At 63.8% G+C, this 16527-nt stretch carries 10 protein-coding genes and 1 pseudogene; 6 read left to right on the top strand and 5 right to left on the bottom strand.

Annotated features, from left to right (window positions below; genetic code table 11):
* Positions 1-3 precede the first annotated feature (3 nt).
* The 4 genes from P0R31_RS06965 (at position 4) to P0R31_RS06950 (ending at position 4699) form a co-directional block, all read left to right on the top strand.
* The gene (locus P0R31_RS06965; protein ID WP_275513419.1) at positions 4-486 is read left to right on the top strand and encodes a cytochrome c-type biogenesis protein; all 483 of its coding nucleotides are present in this window, start codon (positions 4-6) and stop codon (positions 484-486) included.
* A 112-nt stretch (positions 487-598) separates the two neighbouring features.
* A complete protein-coding gene (locus P0R31_RS06960; RefSeq protein ID WP_275513418.1) occupies positions 599-1942 on the top strand; it encodes a methyl-accepting chemotaxis protein in 1344 nt (447 codons plus the stop codon).
* Positions 1943-2162: 220 nt separating this feature from the next.
* The gene (locus P0R31_RS06955; RefSeq protein WP_275513417.1) at positions 2163-3743 is read left to right on the top strand and encodes a Do family serine endopeptidase; all 1581 of its coding nucleotides are present in this window, start codon (positions 2163-2165) and stop codon (positions 3741-3743) included.
* Between the two features lie 275 nt (positions 3744-4018).
* Complete coding sequence (locus P0R31_RS06950; protein WP_036035209.1) at positions 4019-4699, top strand: response regulator transcription factor; 681 nt, start codon at positions 4019-4021, stop codon at positions 4697-4699.
* 78 nt (positions 4700-4777) lie between these two features.
* Here P0R31_RS06950 and P0R31_RS41035 read toward each other — a convergent pair whose 3' ends face one another.
* From P0R31_RS41035 to P0R31_RS06935, 4 genes and pseudogenes are all read right to left on the bottom strand, one after another.
* Positions 4778-5032 (bottom strand): helix-turn-helix domain-containing protein, encoded by a 255-nt coding sequence (locus P0R31_RS41035; RefSeq protein ID WP_430516806.1) that lies wholly within the window; start codon positions 5030-5032, stop codon positions 4778-4780.
* Between the two features lie 552 nt (positions 5033-5584).
* Positions 5585-6022 (bottom strand): annotated as a pseudogene (locus tag P0R31_RS06945) (transposase); the annotation flags it as partial.
* Positions 6023-6556: 534 nt separating this feature from the next.
* Positions 6557-9358, bottom strand: coding sequence for an ATP-binding protein (locus tag P0R31_RS06940; RefSeq protein WP_275513416.1), 2802 nt, complete (start codon positions 9356-9358; stop codon positions 6557-6559).
* A gap of 215 nt (positions 9359-9573) precedes the next feature.
* Positions 9574-9915 carry a hypothetical protein gene (locus P0R31_RS06935; RefSeq protein WP_275513415.1) on the bottom strand — a complete coding sequence of 114 codons (342 nt, stop codon included), beginning with the start codon at positions 9913-9915 and terminating at the stop codon, positions 9574-9576.
* A gap of 250 nt (positions 9916-10165) precedes the next feature.
* On the opposite strand from P0R31_RS06935, the gene P0R31_RS06930 reads away from it, so the two are divergent.
* Positions 10166-10447, top strand: coding sequence for a hypothetical protein (locus P0R31_RS06930; protein ID WP_275513414.1), 282 nt, complete (start codon positions 10166-10168; stop codon positions 10445-10447).
* 113 nt (positions 10448-10560) lie between these two features.
* Positions 10561-13413 (top strand): ATP-binding protein, encoded by a 2853-nt coding sequence (locus tag P0R31_RS06925; RefSeq protein ID WP_275513413.1) that lies wholly within the window; start codon positions 10561-10563, stop codon positions 13411-13413.
* A 195-nt stretch (positions 13414-13608) separates the two neighbouring features.
* Here the strand turns inward: P0R31_RS06925 and P0R31_RS06920 are convergent, their stop codons facing one another.
* A complete protein-coding gene (locus P0R31_RS06920; protein WP_275513412.1) occupies positions 13609-16503 on the bottom strand; it encodes an ATP-binding protein in 2895 nt (964 codons plus the stop codon).
* Positions 16504-16527 lie beyond the last annotated feature (24 nt).

Below are 16527 nucleotides of genomic sequence, written 5' to 3'. Positions count from 1 at the left end.
CCGATGCGCCGGATGATGGCCGCCTTCGTCGCCTTGCTGCTGCTGGCCTTGCCGGCAGCCCACGCGGTCCAGCCCGACGAGATCATGCCGGATCCGGTGAAGGAATCGCGCGCGCGCGAATTGTCGCGCGAGCTTCGCTGCATGGTCTGCCAGAACCAGTCGATCGACGATTCCGACGCGCCGCTGGCACGCGATCTCAGGCTGTTGGTGCGCGAGCGCATCGCGGCCGGCGACAGCAATTCGCAGGTGCTCGATTTCCTGGTGGCGCGCTACGGCGAGTTCGTGCTGCTAAAGCCGCGCTTCGAGCGGCAGACGCTGCTGCTGTGGCTGCTCGGGCCGGTGCTGCTGATCGGTGGCGGCCTGGCGCTGTGGCTGCAAATCCGCCGCCGCTCGCGAAGTGGGGTGGACGTACCGGCGCCGCCGCTCACGCCCGACGAGAAGGCACGGCTCGCGGCCTTGATGTCGGACGAACCCAAATCGCCCTGAAGCCGTCTACGTAGTGCCACGCAGTGCGCGGCAACGGCTGCGTGGTTCATGCTAAATTGACCTTTGTCTGGAAGCTTGTTGCGAGATTTGATTCCAGCTCCTGAGTCCCCCGATGTTCGCGAACAGCAATCTGACGATCCGCTTCCTGGTCGGCGCCGTCGTCGCTGCGTTATTGTTCCTGCTTGGCATCGGCGGCGGCACCGGCTTCATCGCGGTGCTCTATCTCAACAACGAGATCACCAGCCTGTCCTCGAACTTCGCCGCGCTGAGCGGCCCGGCGCGCGACCATGCAATGCAGATCTACCAGCAGGCGCAGACCGCGTTTTCTTATTTCCTGGTCGCCTGCGGCGTGATCGCCGTCGTCGCCTTTGCGATCTGCTTCACCACCTGGTTCGCCGTGCGCAACGGCATCCTCAATCCCCTCGCGGCCATCGTGCATGCCATGCGCGAGGTTGCCGACCAGAAGTTCGAGACACCAGTTCCGGGGCTCGGTCGCACCAACGAGATCGGCCTGCTCGCCGGTGCGCTGGAGGTGTTCAAGACCAACGGCATCGAGCGGCGCCGCCTCTCCGAGCAGCAGCTGCATGAAGCGCAGCATCAGGCTGAGCGGTCGAAATTCCTCGATAACAGGATCAAGCGCTTCAACGATCTCGTCGCCAGTGTCGTCGCCAGCGTGGCGTCATCGGCCGTGCATCTGAAGACCAACGCGGAGACGCTGTCGCGGACCGCCAACGACACCAGCACCAAGGCCAATGCGGTCGCGAGCGCGGCGAGCCAGGCCAGCGCCAGCGTCCAGACGGTTGCAGGGTCCGCCGAGGCGATGACGAACTCGATCGGCACGATCAGCCGCCGCGTCACGGACGCGACCCAGCGCGCCGAAGGCGCTGCAAGCCAGGCGGAGAAGAGCCGCGATACCATTCACACGCTGTCGGATGCCGCCGAAAAGATCGGCGAGGTCGTCCAGCTCGTCCAGGCGATCGCATCGCAGACCAATCTCCTGGCGCTCAACGCCACCATCGAGGCGGCACGGGCCGGCGAAGCGGGCAAGGGGTTTGCGGTGGTCGCCTCGGAAGTGAAGAACCTGGCGCATCAAACCAGCAAGGCGACGGAGGAGATCACCTCGCAGGTCGCCAGCATTCAGGGCATCACCGCGGAGACCCGCGGCGCGATCGACGGCATTTCCCGGACGCTGTCGGAGATCTCGTCCATCATGTCGGGCATCGAGGTCGACACCGCCCAGCAGCGCAACGCCACACAGGAGATCACGCGCAGCGCGCAGGATGCCGCGCGCGGAACCCTCGACGTCTCCAACCATATCGTCCAGATCACCTCCACCTCGGCCGAGACCGGCCGCATGGCGGCCGAAGCCAGGGATTCGGCCGTCGATCTGTCGCGGCAGGCCGAGACCTTGAAGCGCGAAGTCGACGAGTTCATCGTCAGTGTCAGGGCGAGCTGAGGGCCAGAACTCGCGCCTGCCGCCTTGTCGGGGGAACTCGATTAAGTTCCTGTAAGGCCACGATTTTTGGCCTGTGCTAAACTGCCGCATCGCCTCGACACATCATTACGAAAGTTTAACCCCGCCGCCAGCGCGCGGTAAGGCGGGAGTCCCCATCTTCAGGTCCGCAAGGTGCCGGCATCCGGCACCAACAGGAATTCAGGGCTCTGGAGATTTCCGCATGAACGATCGTATCGACCTTTCGAACCTCCCGTCCTACCGGCAGCCGCGCCGGTCGGTGTTTTCCGCGCGCAAGCTCGCGCTGATGGCTTCGGTCGTCGCCGGTCTCGGCGCGGCCGTCTATGGCCTCAGCCCGTCGACCTCGCCGGCCGACCTGTTCTCCAGCCCGGCGCATGCGCAGGTCAACAACGAGGTCCGCAAGGTCGAGCGTCCGGTCGGCTTCGCCGACGTGGTCGAGCGCGTGAAGCCTTCGGTGATCTCGGTGAAGGTCAACATGAAGGAGAAGACCGCGAGCAATGACGACGGCGACGATTCCTCCTCGCCGTTCCAGCCGGGCTCGCCGATGGAGCGTTTCTTCCGCCGCTTCGGCGGTCCGGATGGCATCCCCGGCCTGAAGGGCGGCGGTCGTGGCCGCGTCGTGCAGGGGCAGGGCTCCGGCTTCTTCATCTCGGCTGACGGCTATGCCGTGACCAACAACCACGTGGTTGATGGCGCCGACAAGGTCGAGGTCACCACCGACGACGGCAAGACCTACACCGCTAAGGTGATCGGCACCGACCAGCGCACGGACCTCGCGCTGATCAAGGTCGAAGGCAGCACAAGCTTCCCGTTCGCCAAGCTCGCTGACAGCAAGCCGCGGATCGGCGACTGGGTGCTCGCGGTCGGCAATCCCTTCGGTCTCGGCGGCACCGTGACCGCGGGCATCGTCTCGGCGAGCGGCCGCGACATCGGCAACGGCCCGTATGACGATTTCATCCAGATCGACGCGCCCGTGAACAAGGGTAATTCCGGCGGTCCGGCCTTCGACACCAACGGCGAGGTGATGGGCGTCAACACCGCGATCTACTCGCCCTCCGGCGGCAGCGTCGGCATCGCGTTCTCGATCCCGGCCAACACCGTCAAGAGCGTGGTTGCGCAGCTCAAGGACAAGGGCTCGGTCAGCCGCGGCTGGATCGGCGTCCAGATCCAGCCCGTCACCTCCGACATCGCCGACAGCCTCGGCATGAAGAAGGCCGAAGGCGCGCTGGTGGCGGAGCCGCAGGCGAGCGGTCCGGCCGCGAAGGCCGGCATCGAGTCCGGCGACGTGATCACCGCGGTCAACGGCGAGCCCGTCAAGGACGCCCGCGAACTCGCCCGCACTATCGGCGGCATGGCCCCTGGCGCGACTGTGAAGCTCAACGTGCTGCACAAGGGCCAGGACAAGGTCGTCAACCTCACCCTCGGCCAGTTGCCGAATACGGTCGAGGCCAAGGCCGATACCGACAAGGACAGCGGCAAGGGCGCCAGCAAGGGCACCGACGTGCCGAAGCTCGGCATGACCGTTGCGCCCGCCAATTCCGTGGCCGGCGCCGGCAAGGAAGGCGTCGTGGTCACCGAGGTCGATCCGAAGAGCGCCGCGGCCGAACGCGGCTTCAAGGAAGGCGACGTGATCCTCGAGGTCGGCGGCAAGAGCGTGGCGACCGCCGGCGAAGTCCGCGACGCCATCAATGCGGCGCGGACCGACAACAAGAACAGCGTCCTGATGCGCGTGAAGAGCGGCGGCCAGTCGCGCTTCGTCGCCGTGCCCATCGCCAAGGGCTGAGGCCTTCAGGAGGCCTACGAGATGAAGGGTACCGCCGGCATCAGTCGCCCCCGCCGCCGGTGCCCTTCGGGGAAGCAGCGCAACGCTGGCTTCCCTCATCTACCTTCCGGTGGAATTACGCCCCCCTCCGTCGGAAGGCCTAGGGCGGTGAGGTCCCCCCAGCCTCACCGCCCGCCTTTTTCCCGCTTCGAGCCTCTCCTGCTCGGCTTGCATGCGGTTGCCGCTCGCGCCATGTTTAGAGAAGGTTGACCTCCTTGACCGCCGCCGAACGCACGATGCGCCTCCTCATCATCGAAGACGACCGCGAATCCGCCGACTACCTCGCCAAGGCGTTTCGCGAAGTCGGACACATCGCCGACCACGCCGCCGACGGCGAGGAAGGCCTCGCCATGGCCGAGAACGGCGAATACGACGTACTGGTGGTCGACCGCATGCTGCCCAAGCGCGACGGCCTGTCGCTGATCGGCGCATTGCGCGACAAGGGCAATACGACGCCGGTGCTGATTCTCTCCGCGCTCGGGCAGGTCGATGACCGCATCAAGGGTCTGCGCGCCGGCGGCGACGACTATCTGCCGAAGCCCTATTCCTTCGCCGAGCTTCTGGCCCGCGTCGAAGTGCTGTCGCGCCGCCGCGGCGGTCCCGCCGAGGAGACGCTTTATCGCGTCGGCGATCTCGAGCTCGACCGGCTCTCGCATCGCGTCGCCCGCGGCAAGGACGAACTGACGCTGCAGCCGCGCGAATTTCGCTTGCTCGAATACCTGATGAAGCACGCCGGCCAGGTGGTGACGCGGACCATGCTGCTGGAGAACGTCTGGGACTATCATTTCGATCCGCAGACCAACGTCATCGACGTACACATCTCGCGGCTGCGCTCCAAGATCGACAAGGGCTTCGAGCGCCCGCTGCTGCACACGATCCGCGGTGCCGGATACATGATCCGTGACGGGATCAGATAACATACGGTGTCTGTTGTTATTTTTCAGTGGCTTGCTTCTTCGCTTGCCAATTTCTTACCAGTCCCATTGGCCGTTAGCTCAAAATAAAAGCCCCGCCCAAGCGGGGCTTTCTGCAATCGGCTTCCGAGCGTCAGGCAGTGTTTCGAGCCACACTCTCAAATCATTTGGCAAGATGATTGTGCGCCTTCCGTGCTTCTTGGCCCTAGGTTTACCGGCGCTGATCGCCTCGCGAATGGAAGTCAGCCCGATCCCGGTGAGGGCACTTGCCTCTTCAGGTGACACCGAGAGTCGTTCCGAGAGCGGGACCTCCCCCTTCGGTCCGAACTCGTTCATCTCATGCGCTCATCTTTTGCCGGGTCATGACAGTGGGGCGGATCCAATCGTTTTTCGACTGCGTTGTCAGCGCTGGCAACTTGCGTGGTTAGCTACAGAGCGGTTTCATGCTCATTGAGCATTGCAAGACATTATTTCGGTTAGTGGTTCAACACCAAGGCAAGCAAGCTTGCTGCACCTTGCGCCCGGATCGCGATACTTGCGTCAGCCCGATACGGCTGGTTGCTGGTAGGTCAAACCGATCATATTCCTGTTATCATCTCATCTGTCGCGCCCGCATTCTCGCACCCGAGCTGTATCATCGACAGTTTCCCAACCCATTGTACCGAGGCACGTTGGAGAACTCGGTGGCGCGACGTAAGAAATCCATTGAAGGCGTGGACCAGGCTTTTTTGGACTGATCAGATCGGCCCATACGACTGGGCGGACTGAAGAGCGGCGCCATAAGGGGGCCACTTGCATTGAGACGTGGCGATTGAAGGAGCCCTCACACACACAAACTGTCATTCGGCCTGCAATATTGGCTCTGACGCAATCTTAGTGCAGCTCCGATTATTCTGCGCCGATTGGTCTCGCTTGACGCAGACCGAGTTTGCCGCGGCCGTACATCTGACGTCTGACGAGCTTGAGGCGCGTGATCTGACCTTCGGTCTGGCCATTAGACCAGGGCAAAGTGATTGCTGCCCGGACCGCTGCTTCGTCCCTTGCGACGCCACTGGCGAACGAGGCGACGAGACTAGCGCGGGCGCGCTCTATCCACGTCATGAGATCCGCTTCCGTCTTGTGCCGGATCATCAGATGGAATTCGGCAATGATCTCGCGTGCCTCGACCAAGGGTGGCACGCCAGCTTCGATCGCGGCGACCGTCACGGTCTCTGCTTTCGTGAGCAAGTCCCGCCCGATTATCATCAGGCGCGCGATCGTTCTGACCGACGGAATCCTCTGAAGGTTCTGTGTGTCGGCTCTTTCCGCCTGCCGTCTGCGGGTTGCCCGTGGCGCCGGAGGACAGCGCGAACGTCTCCGACCTGAAGCCCTTCATCCGCGACCTGATGCGGCAGATGGAAAGCGATCTCGGCACCAGGCTCGACTGGGTCGCGGCCGATCACTTCAACACCGGTCATCCCCGGGCGCCGTTGCTGCTGGTGATAAGGCAGAACAGCAGCGCCACCGGTACGATCTCCTCAGCTGCGCCCTCAGGAACAGGTACGACAGTCGGATGCAACTCGACGCCGGGGGGAGAGGTGACGAGCGCTGCGTCGGTGCCATTGTCGATCCCGCAAGTGGCTACAAGCCCCGCACCTGGTACGATTCAGGCGGAAGCCAGTGGTGCCGGTGGGACGGGCATAGACCCGAACGCTGCGGTTGTGCCCAGCCCCGAACAGTTCGGCTTGCATGGAAGGCGTCTCGATGAATCTCGCCTCGCCTGCGACTGTGCAGCCGGCGAACGCTTCAGGCGCAGCACCAACGCCCGGCGTGTCGCCGGTGCTGCCGCCCGCATGCTGAAGTCGGACGCAGATCGAACCACTAGTGGCAGGTGCAAGACGCAGGGCCGTTGCCGTCGCGGGTCGAGATGCCCGGTAGTTCAGCCAGAGCGCGGGCAAAGGCGAGTGCGGGAAGATCGATCTCCTGGTCGAACAGGCCGCTGATCGGACCCAGGAGATCAATTGCCGTCTGCTGACGGTTCGATCTCGCCATGATTCCTGCCCACGCTGCCGCAACCTTCAGCTCGTAGAAGCGGCATTGCTGGTCTCGGGCCACGGATAATCCCTCGGCGAACAGCGCTTCGGCTCGCGAGAGATCGGATGGGTCATTGACTAGGAGAATCTCGGCCTTGATCCGCAAAAGATCGGCAAGGCACCATAATTGCCACCCTTGCCGCGATACTGTCAGGGCTTCCTCTACCGCGGCCAGCGCCTGCTCAGCTTTGCCGCTTGCCAGCAGGCCTTCGGCGAGCGATCCGAGAAATTCAGGATTGCGCATGAGCCATCCATTCTCGGTCCGCGCCTTCAGGCCGCAACGAAGCAGTTCAATTCCATCGTCGTGATTGCCTTGCAGAACAAGCAATTGCCCTTTCAGGCAGGACGTCCAGCTGGTCCAGAAAGCAACTCCTTCGCGGGTGATGAGCTCGAGAAGCGAGGATATCGCCTGATCGGCGGCGGCGAGATCATGAGTCATCAGCGCGATCGGGCAGATAGCGTTCCGAAGTGCGTAGGCGATCGCAAGCTTGTCCTTCTCGCGTTGGGCCTCCTGGAGACACTCGGCGGCAAGGGACCTGGCCTGGCCGATCTTTCCCTGCAACAGCAGCACGCGCGCCAGCATCGCCTTGGCGAGGACGCTTTGGTTCAGCAGAAACCACATCTGGTTCGCGCCGCCGTCCAGTCGATGAACCGCATGGTCCAGCGACAGGGCCAGTTCGCGCCGTGCATCCTCCTGCGCGCCAAAGAAATGGGCGGCCGCGCCTATCAGGCGACGGCCAACCGTCTCGGTGGCGGGATTTCCGGCGCGCAGCGCGATCTCAAGGTAGCGTTCGCCGACTTCCTTGGCTTCGGCGTATTGGCCCGAATTGAGGTTGTAGCTCCACAACGTCCAGATCGCCTTGAGCTGAAGCTCGAGATCGGACAACTCCTCGGCGAGCACGAGACCGATGCTCAGCGCCGCCTTCATGCGATCCGCCGAACCCGCGGTGTTGAGGAGCGCGAATCCCAGCGCGACATAGAGCTGCGCCTTGAGCTTTGGAACACGGGTAAATTCAGGACTGAAACGCGCAAGCGCGCGCTCGATCCGCGTCGAGCATTCCACGAAGGACAGTAGCTGCATCCAAACCGGAACAAAGCCTGCCGTCAGCTCGATGCCAAGGGCTGTATCGCCACCCGGCGAGAATGCCCAATCGAGCGCCGCATGAACGTTTCCGATCTCCTGGGCGAAACGAGAAATGTCGTCGGGAGAGGGAGAGCTGTCGCCGAGCGGCGCGATGAACTGCCTGAGAAAGCCGGCCTGCCGTCTCGAAGCCTGCTCGATGAGGCCTGCGTCCGCCAGCTTCTCCAGCGCATATTCACGTGTGCTCTCCAGCAGACGCCACCGTCCCTCGAAGGAGGGATCGAGCGACACAAGCGATTTTCCGACCAGGTTGAACAGGGTTTCGATGACGTCCGACCGCGACAAGGTATCGTCCACCGCGATCGCCGCATCAAGCGTGAAGCCGGCGGGAAACACGGCGAGCCGGCAAAGCAGGTTCTGCTCAGCCGGCGGCAGAAGATCGTAGCTCCAGTCCAGTGTCGCACGCAGGGTTTGGTGTCGCGGCAACTGGTCCCGGCGGCCGCCGTTCAGAAGCTCGAAGCGCTTGCCGAGGCGAAGCAGCACGATGTCCACCCCGAGATTAGCGGCCCGGGCTGCCGCAAATTCCAGCGCGAGCGGAATTCCGTCGAGGCGGCGGCAGATGGCGGCGATCTTCTGAAGCTCGTCTGCGCCTGCAACGAAGCTCGTGCGCAACGCCTGCGTTCGCGCGACGAACAGCTGCACGGCGCTTTCTCGGAGCAGCAGATCAGGATCGTGCGTGTCGGGACCAGGGACCGACAGCGGCGGAATGGCCGCAACATACTCGCCGTCGATGCGAAGGCCCTCGCGGCTGGTCGCAAGAAGGGTCACGTTTGGACAGTAGCGGAGCACGGCGCCGGCGATTTGTGCGGCGGCTTCGATCACGTGCTCGCAATTATCCATGACGAGAAGCAGGTGGCGCGTCCCAATGGCTTGCGCAATGCTTGCGGGCGATACGTCCTTGTTATTCGAGGCGAGCTTCAGTGCACGAGCAGTCGCAGAGGCGGTGCCCGCCGCGTCTTGCAGGGTCGCCAGCTCGACCAGCGCCACGGAATCGTTAAAGCAGGACGCGACGCGGCGCGCGAGCTCGATGGCAAGCTTGGTCTTTCCGATGCCGCCGGGGCCGACGAGAGTCACGGCCCGGTATGCGGACAGCACATCGACCAGTTCGCATAGACAATCCTCGCGTCCGATGAGAGGCGCGCGGAAGCTCGGCAGGTTGCTGGAAAAGGGCGCACCGGCAGACATCGTGAGAGGTGTGGTTGCCGGGTGATCCAGATGCCCGCTTCGCCAGGTCCCGCCAAGGGTATATCCGCGGCCCGAAATCGTCTTGAGCAGATTTCGATCCTCGCCGAGCGCCTTGCGGACGGCTGAGATATGAACCTGGAGGGTATTGTCTTCGACGCTGAGGCCGGACCAGACGCTTCGGATCAAATCGTCTTTGGTAACCAGGAGACCCGCCGAGTCCACCAGCTTCTCGAGAATCTCGAATGCGCGGCTGCCGAGCGGCACGGCGAGGTTGTCGCATCTCAGCTCTCTCCGTTGGCAATCGATCAGCCAACGTCCGAAAGAATAGGTGCGAGCAACCGGTGATGAAATAGAGGGTTCGTGCATCAATTTTGCTGCCGAAATCCGGGGAAACCGTCCCCTTTAGATCACTGAGGCTTGGCAGGAATTGTGAAGGCGCAAACGCGCTTGGGTGTCGTACAGGGGTGGCCGTCGGCGAGTCAATGCTCAGTCGCCGGCACCTCGCCCATCGTCAATGCTCGCACCCGGAGCGCAGGTGTTCGATACACGAATTCGTGACGGCGGTCCGGAAGGTATTCGTCATCACCGCTCGTAGCGGTTGTGCGCTTGCCTGCGGCGAATACGGGCGCGGCGCCGCCGGGCCGCTCCAGACCCATTCGCCCGGGGGGCGTCAGCGCGCCGCCATTCAGCACGTCGCGATCGGGGTATATCGATGCGAAGGCCGCGGGCTCCTGATCGGCGAAGGACCAGGCTTCCGATGCGGACGAAATGGTCGCCGTTAAGATCAAGGCCGCGCCAGTCAGGATCTTGAATACATTCATAGCGCTGCTCCATTGCTTTGCTCTTGTGCGGAGAGCCGCCTGGCGGTGATCGCTGCTCTGCTCGTGGCGCTTCCGAAAATTGTTCTGATGAGATGTAGGTCGGCCAGACCGAAAGTCCTGGCGGATCTGCATCACTCCTGCGGGAAGAGTCTGTCCGCGTTGTCAGAATCCTCGCGCGGTTGTGCGTGGTCAAACGCCTCAGTCGCCCGTTTGTGGGAGGCAGGTTGTTTGAACATGTGGAGTGTGAGCAATGAGATTGTTTTCCGCTGTTTGCGTCGTCGCCTGTGTGACGCTCTCGAGCGCTGCGTCCGCGCGCGGCGGTATAGAATCGCATATGTCGATGGAGAGCGGCGGCCCGCTCGGTATCAGTGCCGCTGCGCCGGGAACGAACTCGCTGGGCACCGCGCTGCCGGGATCGGAGCATGGTGGTCATGCGGTGAAGGGCCCATTGCTCGGTACGGATCCGACCATCGACAAGGATGATGCGCGGCTCGAGAGGATGCTGGAAGGATCGATCTGCCGCGGTTGCTGAAGCGCGCGCATCGCGAGACGGGGCGGACGGCTGCGCCGTCCGGTCACCTGTGTCTGTCGACAAGGATGGTGGTAGGCTGGGTAGAAGATGACTAGACCGCTTGGGGCTATCCCATGATGGCTGAACCAGGCCAGCGTCCCGTCTACACCTGCGTGGAATGGGAAATCGATCTGGCCAGACGCGAACTGCGCCGGGGCGGAGAGCTCGTTCCTTTGGGTGGACGCGCCTTTGAGATTCTTGCGGAATTGGCTCAGGCACAGGGTCAGCTCGTCACCAAGAACGACCTGACGAAGCGGATTTGGCGAGGCGTGTTTGTCGAGGAGAGCGCGCTCCGCGTCCATATCGCGGCGATCCGAAAGGCCCTTGGTTCGGACCGCGACATGCTTTCAACCACCGTTGGCCGCGGTTATCGTCTGCTAGGCGCGTGGGCTGTCCGCGATATGGACAGCCCGCTGCAACCCGCCGTAAGCGAATTGACGCCGTCAGCCAACATTCCCAGCGCGTCATTCGATCTGATCGGCCGGACCACGGCGATCGCGCATCTGTGGCGGCTGCTGTCGGCTTACCGCGTTGTGAGTCTGATCGGCCCTGGTGGCATCGGAAAGACGGCCCTGGCGCTTGAAGCGGCCAGAACGCCACCGCCCGGTTTCCAGTCGGACAGGCTGCTGGTCGAATTGGCCTCGCTGTCCGATCCCAGGCTCGTCTGCTCGGCCATCGCCAGCGCGCTTGGCAGCAAGCTCGAGGGCGAGGAGATTTTGCCCGAAGCCATCGCGCGAGCGATCGGCTCCCGACCATTGCTGCTCATTCTCGACAATTGCGAGCATGTGATCGATGCCGTCGCACATGTGGCCGAGCAGCTAGTCAGCCATTGTGCAGGGACGATCATTGTTGCGACGAGCCGGGAGGCGCTGCGCATCGAGGGCGAGCATGTGTATCGCGTGCCCGCTCTGGGCGTGCCGCCGGAAGCATGGCACGAACCCGCTGGCGCGTCAGCATACAGCGCCGTCGAATTGTTCACGAGCCGGGCGAAGGCACTGGGGTCGAACTTTGCACCCGACGAGCAGAATATCGGCGCCATCGCGGCCATCTGCCGGCGGCTCGACGGCATTCCGCTCGCGATTGAGTTTGCGGCAGCGCGCGCAGTCATGCTCAGCCCGCCGAAGATCGCAGCGCTGCTCGATGACAGGTTCGAGTTCCTGACGACTGGCCGGCGCACGGCGTTGCCGCGGCAGCAAACGCTGCGGGCAACGTTCGACTGGAGCTATGACCTGTTGCCGGAGGACGAAGCGTGGCTGCTCCGGCAGCTCGGCATATTCGCCGGCGAGTTCCAGCTCGATGCCGTGATCGCGGTTGCCGGCAATGGAGGCGGCGACGTCACCGGCCAGCTTGCGAGGCTGGTGGCAAAGTCGCTCGTTCTCGCGGATATTCGCGGCGAAAGTCCGCATTATCGTCTGCTCGACACGACGCGTGCTTATGCTTTGGAGAAGCTGCGTGCCGGCGGGGAGTATTCCGACGCCGCCCGCCGCCAGGCGAAGTACTATTCGGGATTCTTCGCCGGCGCCGAAGCCGACAGCGAAGTCAAGCCGCAGGCGGAGTGGCTCGCGATCTATGGCCGCCACATCGATAATGTGCGAACGAGCCTCGATTGGGCCTTCTCTCCCGATGGAGACGCGCAGGTCGGCGCGGCGTTGACGGCGGCTGCGGTCCCGCTCTGGGTGCAATTGTCGCTCCTCGCCGAATGCCGTGAGCGCGCCGAACTTGCGCTGGCGCGCCTCGATCCGACGGCTGCGAACGCACCGCGGCTGCGAATGCAGCTGTCGGCCGCGCACGGCTGGTCGCTGATGTACGGTGTCGGAAGAGCCAGGGAGGCCGGTCCCGCCTGGGCGGCGACCCTTCAGCTTGCCGAGCAGCTCGGTGAAAGGGATTACCTGTTGCGCGCGCTATGGGGCCTCTGCATCGACCAGTTCAACAACGGCGAATTCCGCAAGGCGCTGGAGTTTGCGAAGCGCTTTGCAGAAGTCGTGGCCGACTCCGGCAATCCCGTCGACCGCATGATGGCTGACCGGCTTCTTGCGACCACGCTGCATTATCGCGGCGACCAGCGGCTGGCCTATCATTATATCGGACGAACCCTGTCTCGCCTTTCGGACCTGTCGGCAAGGCCGCAGGTGATCCGTTTCCGCTTCGACCTGCGCGTCTCGGCGCGCTATTTCCAGGTACGGATCCTGTGGCTGCTCGGTCTAGCAGACCAGGCCTTGAGCGTAGTCGACCAGAACGTGGAGGAGGGCCGGAGCAGCGGCCACGCTCTCACGTTTTGCAGCGTCCTCGGCCAGAGTGCCTGCCCGATCACCTTTCTTGCCGGCGATCTCGACGCGGCTGAGCGCTATTGTACGATGCTGCTCGAACACACCGAGCGCCACCCGATTCGTCTCTGGAACGTATGGGCGCGCGCCTTCAGGAGCTTGCTGATCTCGCGCCGAGGTAACCTCGCGACTGGACTGCCGCTTCTGCGCAAGGCGCTCGAGCTCGCGGGCGAAGCGCGCTTCCTGCCTCGCTTTCTGCTTCTCCTCGGCGAACTCGCCGCATGTCTGGGAGAGGCCGGTGAGGTGTCGGAAGGGCTTGCGACTGTCGAGGAGGCGCTCGCTCGCTGCGAGGCGAGGGACGAGGGGTGGTATGTCGCCGAGCTCTGGCGCATCAAGGGTGAGTTGCTGCTGCTTCCCGGCGAGCACCGCTCGCCGGCCGGTGCCGCGCAGGCCTTCGACAGGGTGTTCGAGGTGGCGCGGAGCCAGGGCGCATTATTCTGGGAGCTGAGGGCAGCGATCAGCGTCGCACGATTGCGGATGAGCGAGGGGCATCCCGACGAGGCGCGCCATATCATCGCCGCCGCGTGCGGCAAGTTCACTGAAGGTTTCGAGACCGCGGATTTCCGCGAGGCGCGTGCATTGATGGCGAAGCTGGTATTGTAGGTGATGCCCCGGGGAGCGGCACCCGATTGGACCGATCGGATGTCGGTGCGGCCTCGACGAGCGCCGCATCCCCGTGCTCGGGAACGTTCCACAAATTCACCCATGGCGCCGCAATGGCAACTGCCGGCGCCGACGTCTCATTGCAAGCTCAGCATGGACCGGCTGCCCGCACGCGTCGCTCGAGGCTGCACCGCTCTATCGCGATTGCACGGCCGGGACGGCCATTTGGCCGGAAGGGTACGCAGGCTTCAGCTCGGCAAGCAGGCCTCTTGCGATCGTGAGGCTGCGCGTCTGGAAGCCCTCGGTAAATCGCGAATAGATGGGCGCGAGCATATCGTGCGCCTCCTGGCGGCGACCTGCTCGCTGCCGCAGTTTCGCAAGCGCGATTGCCGCGCGAAGCTCGTAGCCCAGCGCCCCCTGATCGCGGGCGACATCGAGCGCCTGCACGAGGCACTCCTCCGCTTGGGGAAGATCCGGATGGCGCTTGCGCATCAGCGCCTTCGCTCTGGTGCGCAACATGTCGGGCATGTCCATCATGAAGCTGCAACAGCGGGCTTGGGCAATCGCTTGATCGATGGTGTCCAGGGCTTCGTCGCCGTGACCTTCCGCCGCCAGGGCCTCGGCGAGGGGCATGCGAAGCCCCGCTACGGCACCGAAAGACCGGCTCTGCAGTTTCTCGATAGCAACTCTCAGCGTAGCGATCCCGCCACCGTTCTCGCTGCTCCGGGCCAGCAACGTGATCCCCTTCATGGCCTCGCCGACCATCTGGAGGATTGCGAGGTTGTGCCTTCGTCCTTCCACGATGAATCTGTCGATATGGTCTTCGCAATCCTCCAGGTCGCCATTCCAGAAGAAGACGCCGAATGCCCAAGGCAGTGCTCGACAGAACATGATCGGATGGTTCGCTGCGATGACGTCCGAGATGGCTCGCCGTACCATTTGCGCCGCCTGGTCGGGATACCCCTGAAGCCAGAGGACGCGTGCCAGGGTGATTTGAGCGCGTTTGGGATATTCGAAAGTGAGGCCGCTAAGGACCGCTGCATCCAGGCCCGGATGCAGCAATGCCGCCTCAACGTATGAGCGAGAGGCGGCGAATTTGCCGAGATATTGGCAGGAGATGCTGAGCAGCACACGCATGCGCGCCGCCGCAAGGGAGTCGTTGCCGGCAAGGGCGACGGCCTCACCGTGCTTGGCGGTGCCCAATGCTTCATCATACTTGCCGACGAAGATTTGCATCAAATGCAACTGGTCGATCAAACGGATCTGCCCGGGGATGTCGCCGATCCTTTCCCTCAGCTCGAGCGCTCGTTTGAGGTGATTTGCGCCCACTTCATCCAGCTGTCCCGTGAGCATGCGGGCAGCTCCCAGCGCCGTGTGAAGGACGAGGCCTTGCCTGACGCTTGCATCGGTCTCGTCGAGTGCTTCGATGGCGCGGGTGACCCAGAACTCGCATTCCGTCAGCAGCGACAGCTTGAAGAACAGCGGGATCGATGCTGCAGCGAGCGCCACGCCGATTCCGCGGTCGCCCTGATCCGAGAAGCACCACGTCAGCGCGGCGCGGACGTTGCCATACTCGTCGATAACAGCCGCAAGGCCCCGCTGCGCTTCGCCCCCGACCTTTTCAAGGAGGTCGAGAAAATAGCCGGCGTGACGTCGCGAGATCGCGTCGGCGTCGCCACTGGCGGCAAGCTTCTCTCGCGCGTAGGCCCTGGTCGAGTCGGCAAGGCGGTAGCGGGGCGGCTGCGAGCCGGTGTTGAGTGCCAGCATCGACTTGGCGACGAGGTTGTCGATGATCGCCAGGACCGCGTCGTCATCCACCGTGCCCGCTGCAATCGACCGCGCGGCGTTTAGGGTCATGCTGCCGACGAACACCGAAAGCTGGCCGAGAATCGCTCGTTCCGGTTCGGACAGTAGATTGTAGCTCCATTCGATGGTTGCGCGCAGCGTGCGGTGCCGGGGTAATGCGGTGCGTCTGCCCTCCCACAGCAGATTGAGGTGCTGGTCGAGGAGTTTTGTCATCGCTCGCGCGCCATATGTGCTCGCGTGACCGGCGGTGAGCTCGATGGCGAGCGGGATGCCGTCGAGCCGGCGGCAGAGATTGCCGACGTCAGAGGCGTTCGCATCCGTCAGCGCGAACTCGCCGCCTCCCGCGGTGGCACGCTCGACGAATAGACGTACGGAAGGATAGGCGAGAGCGTCCGCGGCTGTCAGAGCGGCCTTCTCCGGCGGGCTCGGCAGCGGCGGGAGACGGTACATGAACTCACCTTCGACTCGCAGCAATTCCCGGCTTGTAGCCAGGATATGCAGCTGAGGCGCGGCGTGGTAGAGCCGTCCGGCCAGGGCAGCAGCTGCTTCGATGACGGGCTCGCAGCAATCCAGAATGAGCAGCATGCGCCTGTCGCGCAGGAATGTCGCGAGGCTGCTCGTCGGGTCATTCGATCGCACCTGCAGCCCAAGCGAAGATGCGACCATCGCGGGCACCGAAGCTGCGTTGCCAGTCTCGCCGAGACCGACGAATTGGACATGGCCGGCGAAGCCGTCGAGCAGGGTGTAGCCTGCGGACACGGCGACAGTGGTCTTGCCGATGCCGCCCGGGCCGACGATCGTGACGAAGCGTTGGGCTGTCAGTCGTTCCGAGATGTCGTCAATGGCTTGCTCGCGCCCCAGCATTCGCCGGGAATGCGGAGGCAAATTGTGGGCGTAAGCCGGGCCGGCCGGTGCAGCTTGCCTCTGTTCCGGGCGCGAGACCGCCGCAACGAAGCAATAGCCTTGACCGGAGACAGTGCTCAGATATCTGACACCATCGTTGCCATCGCCGAGCGCCTTGCGGAGTGCGGCGATATGGACCCGCAGGTTGCTTTCGTCGACGTCAGCGCCCGGCCATGTCTTGGCGATCAGATCCGTCTTGCTGACGACGTTGCCGGCCTGCCGGACCAACGCGAGCAGGAGGTCGAACGCGCGGCCCGACAGTTGCAGCGTGGTCCCGTCTCTCTCGATTCGCCTCAGCGAGGAATCGAGCCGAAACGGCCCGAAGGCGAAGATCTCGCGGACGGCCTCGTCTTCGGCGGAGCAGCCAGCAGCGGCGATCATGTTGTTGCTTTGCGAGCGGGGGGC

This window comes from Bradyrhizobium yuanmingense, from assembly GCF_029167105.1.
Classification (GTDB): Bacteria; Pseudomonadota; Alphaproteobacteria; order Rhizobiales; family Xanthobacteraceae; genus Bradyrhizobium; species Bradyrhizobium yuanmingense_A.
The sequence above is the reverse complement of the archived record's forward strand: the minus strand, read 5'-3'. Positions and strand labels throughout refer to the sequence as shown.